Annotated in this window: 5 protein-coding genes; 2 read left to right on the top strand and 3 right to left on the bottom strand. The window is 77.1% G+C overall.

Going from position 1 to position 4,076, the window contains the following annotated elements; genetic code table 11:
* Positions 1 to 41: 41 nt before the first annotated feature.
* The 3 genes from AE652_RS36770 to AE652_RS36760 form a co-directional block, all read right to left on the bottom strand.
* Entirely contained in the window at positions 42 to 527 is a 486-nt protein-coding gene (locus AE652_RS36770) for a hypothetical protein (protein ID WP_159028661.1), read from the bottom strand.
* A 353-nt stretch (positions 528 to 880) separates the two neighbouring features.
* Positions 881 to 1,438, bottom strand: coding sequence for a GNAT family N-acetyltransferase (locus tag AE652_RS36765; RefSeq protein ID WP_049659452.1), 558 nt, complete (start codon positions 1,436 to 1,438; stop codon positions 881 to 883).
* A 66-nt stretch (positions 1,439 to 1,504) separates the two neighbouring features.
* Positions 1,505 to 2,245 (bottom strand): phosphoribosyltransferase, encoded by a 741-nt coding sequence (locus tag AE652_RS36760; protein WP_234348672.1) that lies wholly within the window; start codon positions 2,243 to 2,245, stop codon positions 1,505 to 1,507.
* A 372-nt stretch (positions 2,246 to 2,617) separates the two neighbouring features.
* Between AE652_RS36760 and AE652_RS36755 the strand changes: the two genes are divergently transcribed.
* Together AE652_RS36755 and AE652_RS36750 are read left to right on the top strand one after the other, a co-directional pair.
* Positions 2,618 to 3,103 (top strand): ATP-binding protein, encoded by a 486-nt coding sequence (locus AE652_RS36755; protein ID WP_234348671.1) that lies wholly within the window; start codon positions 2,618 to 2,620, stop codon positions 3,101 to 3,103.
* A gap of 141 nt (positions 3,104 to 3,244) precedes the next feature.
* A partial coding sequence (locus AE652_RS36750; RefSeq protein WP_049659447.1) for an aminoglycoside phosphotransferase family protein occupies positions 3,245 to 4,076 on the top strand: 832 nt, incomplete at its 3' end.

Below are 4,076 nucleotides of genomic sequence, written 5' to 3'. Positions count from 1 at the left end.
GCCGCGAGGCGGGCGGGGGCGGGGCGCGGCCCGGGGCCGGTCTAGACCCTCAGCCGGGCGATCCGGTGCGGGGCTTCGAGTGTTCCGGGAGCGGTGCTCCCGGCTCCGGCGTCTCCGGTGCCTCCGGCCGTCGGGCCCGTCGGGTCGGGCGCCGGTGCGGCGTCCCCGAGGGTGGGCTGGGCGGCGACGGCCGACCAGGCGGCCTCGGCGTCGGGGCCGTCCTCGGGCTTCCCGGACAGGCACTCGCCGCCGGGGTGGTCGGCGTCCTCGCCGTGCTCCTGCTGGTGGGCGGGCCGCGTGGGCTGCGGAGCCTTCGGGGAGTTCGGAGCCTGGGGGCTGTCGCCCGCCGCCGTGGCGTGGGCGGACCAGACGATCCGGATCGGATCGGTGTGCCCGGCGCCGGTCTCCGCGCTGAACCCGTGGGACGCGAACACGGCCATCAGCAGGGCGCCCAGCCAGAACAGCCGCGCCGCCACCCCTCGGGGGTGGGCGCGTCGTGTACGCAACGGCGACCGGGCGGTGACCATGCCGTGATCCTAGCCCGACTTCCTGCTCCGCCATAGCGCGCCTCAGATGGTGTGATGAATCGTCAACTGGCTTCGTCAGGAGCGCGATCGGAAGAGTCGGAAGAAAGTGTTATCGGCGAGGGTGGGGAGGGTCTCCTGGGCACGGGAGTGAACGCGCGATGCCGTGGGTGAGGTCCACGGCGGGAACGCGGAGTGCGAGATGGGGCGCTCCGCGCGGAGCCAGAGGTCTCCGACCGCGTCCGCCCCCGACGCGCCGCCGGACCGTCCCGTCCGACGGGCGCACCCGGCGGTCCGCACGCTCCCCCCCTGGCTGCGGACCGCCGGGGTCACCGGACCGGGTGCGGGCCACCGGGTTATTGAGCCGAGGCCCGTTCCTTGGTCAGCCGCCAGACCAGTTCCTCCCCGGTCTCCGCCGGGGCGAGCACCTCGGCGGGGCGGCGCAGGTGCTCGGTGAAGCCGAGGCGGGCCGGGACGGCGCCGCTGGCCCGGTTGGCCGGGTCGTGGACGATCTCGACGGCCTCCACCCCGGGGAGCCGGAAGGCCTCGTCGGCCAGGGCCCGCGCCGTCCGGGTGGCCAGCCCGCGCCCGGTGGCGGCGGGGTGCAGCCAGTAGCCGATCTCGCGGACCTCGTCCGGGGTGTCCTCGCGCCGGAACAGCCCGCAGGCACCGACGATGGCGCCGTCGAGCACGATCGCGTACGTGAAGTCCCGGCCGTTCGCCCAGAGTTCCGCGCGGCCGGCGAGGAACTCGGCGGTCTTGGCGCGGCTGTGCTCGCCCACCCAGGGCATCCAGGGCCGCAGGTGCTCCAGCGACTCCTCGATGACGGCGAAGAACTCGGGCAGGTCCGCCTCGCCGTCGAAGCGGCGCAGGGTGGCCCCGTCCAGGGCGATGACGTGCTGGGGATGGGTCATGGCAGGAGGATGGTCCGTGCACGCCTCGCCGGGCAAACGGGTTTTCGGGCCGGGGTCGTCCGATCGTCAGTCCGGGCCGTCCGCCGGGGTGCGCCGCTGCAGCAGGACGGCCGCCTCGCGGTCGGTGACCTCGTGGAACTCGCCGTACCAGGGCCCGGCGGCGTGCGCGTAGCGGGGCAGGTGCAGGCAGACCACCGCGTCCACGTCCCGGCTCAGGTCGGCCGCGATCCGGGCGTCGCCGACCGGCGCCGCGAGGATCAGCCGCTCCGGGTGGTCGGCGGCCAGGGCGTGGAGGGCCGCCCGGGCGGTGAGCGCGTCGGTCAGCCCGTCGGAGACCAGGACGGCGGTGCGCCCGCACAGCGGGAGCCGGGCCCGGCCAGGGCGGTAGAGCGCCTCGCGGCGGTGGACCTCGACCCGCTCCCGTCTGACGCTCGCGTCCAGTTCGGCCGAGGTGATCCCGAGGCTCTCCAGGGCGTACCGGTCGAGCAGCGGCGGGTCGCCGTCGGCGATCGCGCCGACCGGGCGGTCGTGGCCGGGCACGGTCAGCAGCCGGACCACCGTGGCGTCGAGCGGGGCGCCCAGCGACTCGGCGACCTCGGCCGCCACCGGCAGCCCGCCGGGGGCCAGGCCGAGGACCACCAGCTCGGCACCGGCCCGCCCGCCCAGCAGCGGGGCGAGCCTGAGGGCCAGCTGGTGGCCGGCGGTGCTGCGGTCGAGGAATCTCACGGACCTGTCCTCGTCCTCCAGGTGTTCGAGCGGCTCGGTCGGGACCGGGGTGGTGCGGGCGGGCGAGCGGCCCGCGGGCACCGTCCGTTCCGCCCCGTCACCGGGGCGGCTGCCCCGTTGCGGCGGGCTCTAACGTCCGGGCGCGATCCGGGGGTGGTACGGAACGGACGGCGCGTGTGCACCGGCGGGGAACGGGCAGGCGCGGGGCATGGACGGCCGACGGACGGTGCTCCCGCTCGTACCAGCGGTGAGGTCCGCCTGGCACCGTGCACCCGGTGACGGCCCCGCGCCGTCCCCGCCGGACCACGAGCTCGGCGCCCGACCGGACGCGCTACCGGACGCTCGGACAGCCGGGCCACGGCTGCTCGCGAGAACCTGGGCCGACGGCGTGCCACGGCCCCACCCCGGCCACCAGCGCACCGTCCGAACCGAACCGACATGAGGAGGCAGGCCGTGGACCGCCCCGGGAACGGTGGGCCACCAGGCCGGGAGCAGGTCAGGCGACTGGCGCTCGAAGGCGGCCCCGGCACGGTGCGGCGCAGCCGCGAGTTCAGCCGACGGGCGCTGGTGTCTTGGCAGTGGCTGCCGGCCGTCGACGAGGACCGACGGGCCGCCGCCGAGGACGTCCTGCTGATGGTCGCCGAGCTGGTCGCCAACGCCTGTCTGTACGCTCCCGGCGGCCCGAGCGAGCTGCGGCTCCACTGGGACGGTGCCCGGCTGCGGGTGGAGGTCGCGGACGCCAGCCCCGTCCCGCCGCGGCTGCGCCCGTCCGCCGGTGCGGGCCGCCCGGGCGGGTACGGACTGCGGGTGGTGGACCGGCTCTCCGCCGCCTGGGGTTCCCGGCCCGAGGCCGGCGGGAAGCTGGTCTGGCTGGAGGTGTCGCGCCCGCCGGCCCTGACGGCGGCGGGTGCGGACGGGGAGCCGGAACGGCCGGGCTGATCGCCGCACGTCCTCGCCCTCGTCCGAGGGTGCGTCCGGCGCTCCGCAGCCGGCGCACGGCACCCGTCGAACTCCGGGGCCCGGCGCGCCCTTTCCCGTTCCCGTGGCACCGCCCCCGCCACCCGACTAGCGTTGCCCGGCATGACCGACACCGGGACCGACATCACCGCTGAGCTGGTCCGCGCGCTGCTGCGCGACCAGCACCCCGACCTGGCCGACCGCCCCGTGACGCTCGGCGCGCGCGGTTGGGACAACCAGCTGTGGCGGCTCGGCGACGACCTCGCCGTCCGGCTGCCCTGGGCGACGACGTCGGCGGACGAGCTGCTGCGCAAGGAACACGCCTGGCTGCCCGCCCTCGCCCCGCACCTGCCGCTGCCCGTCCCCGTCCCACAGCGCTTCGGCGAGCCCTCCGAGCGGTTCCCGCGGCCGTGGATCGTCACCACCTGGGTGCCGGGCGAGCCCGCCGACCGCGCGCCCGCCACCCGCGCCGCGCGGGCCGCCGACACCCTGGCCGCCTTCCTGACCGCCCTTCACCGCCCCGCCCCCGACGGTGCGCCCGCCGGTCGCGGCCGCGGCGGACCGCTGGCCGACCACGCCGAGGGCTTCGCGAGGCAGCTCGCCTCGGCCGTCGAACTGGGGCTGCTCCCCGACCCGGAGGCCGTCCGCGCGGTCTGGGAGGACGCCGTCACCGCGCCGGAGTGGACGGGCCCGGACCTGTGGCTCCACGGCGACCTGCACCCGGCCAACGTGCTCACCGCCGACGGCACCTTCTGCGGTGTGATCGACTTCGGCGACCTCTTCGCCGGCGACCCGGCCGGTGACCTCGCCGCCGCCTGGATCCTGCTGCCGGACGGCGCCGCCGACCGCTTCCACGCGGCCTACCGGCCCGCCCCGGACCCCGCCACCCTGCGCCGCGCCCGCGGCTGGGCGGTGCTGCGCGCCCTCTCCTGCCTGCGCATCGGCCACGCCGGCG

Source organism: Kitasatospora sp. MY 5-36, assembly GCF_001182915.1.
Taxonomy (GTDB): domain Bacteria; phylum Actinomycetota; class Actinomycetes; order Streptomycetales; family Streptomycetaceae; genus Kitasatospora.
Note: the sequence above shows the minus strand (reverse complement) of the source record. Positions and strands in the feature narration are given on the sequence as shown.

What these genes read in the sequence shown, in the direction of transcription:
- AE652_RS36770 (WP_159028661.1), bottom strand. Translation starts at nt 527, where the DNA reads ATGGTCACCGCCCGGTCGCCGTTGCGTACACGACGCGCCCACCCCCGA.
- AE652_RS36765 (WP_049659452.1), bottom strand. Translation starts at nt 1,438, where the DNA reads ATGACCCATCCCCAGCACGTCATCGCCCTGGACGGGGCCACCCTGCGC.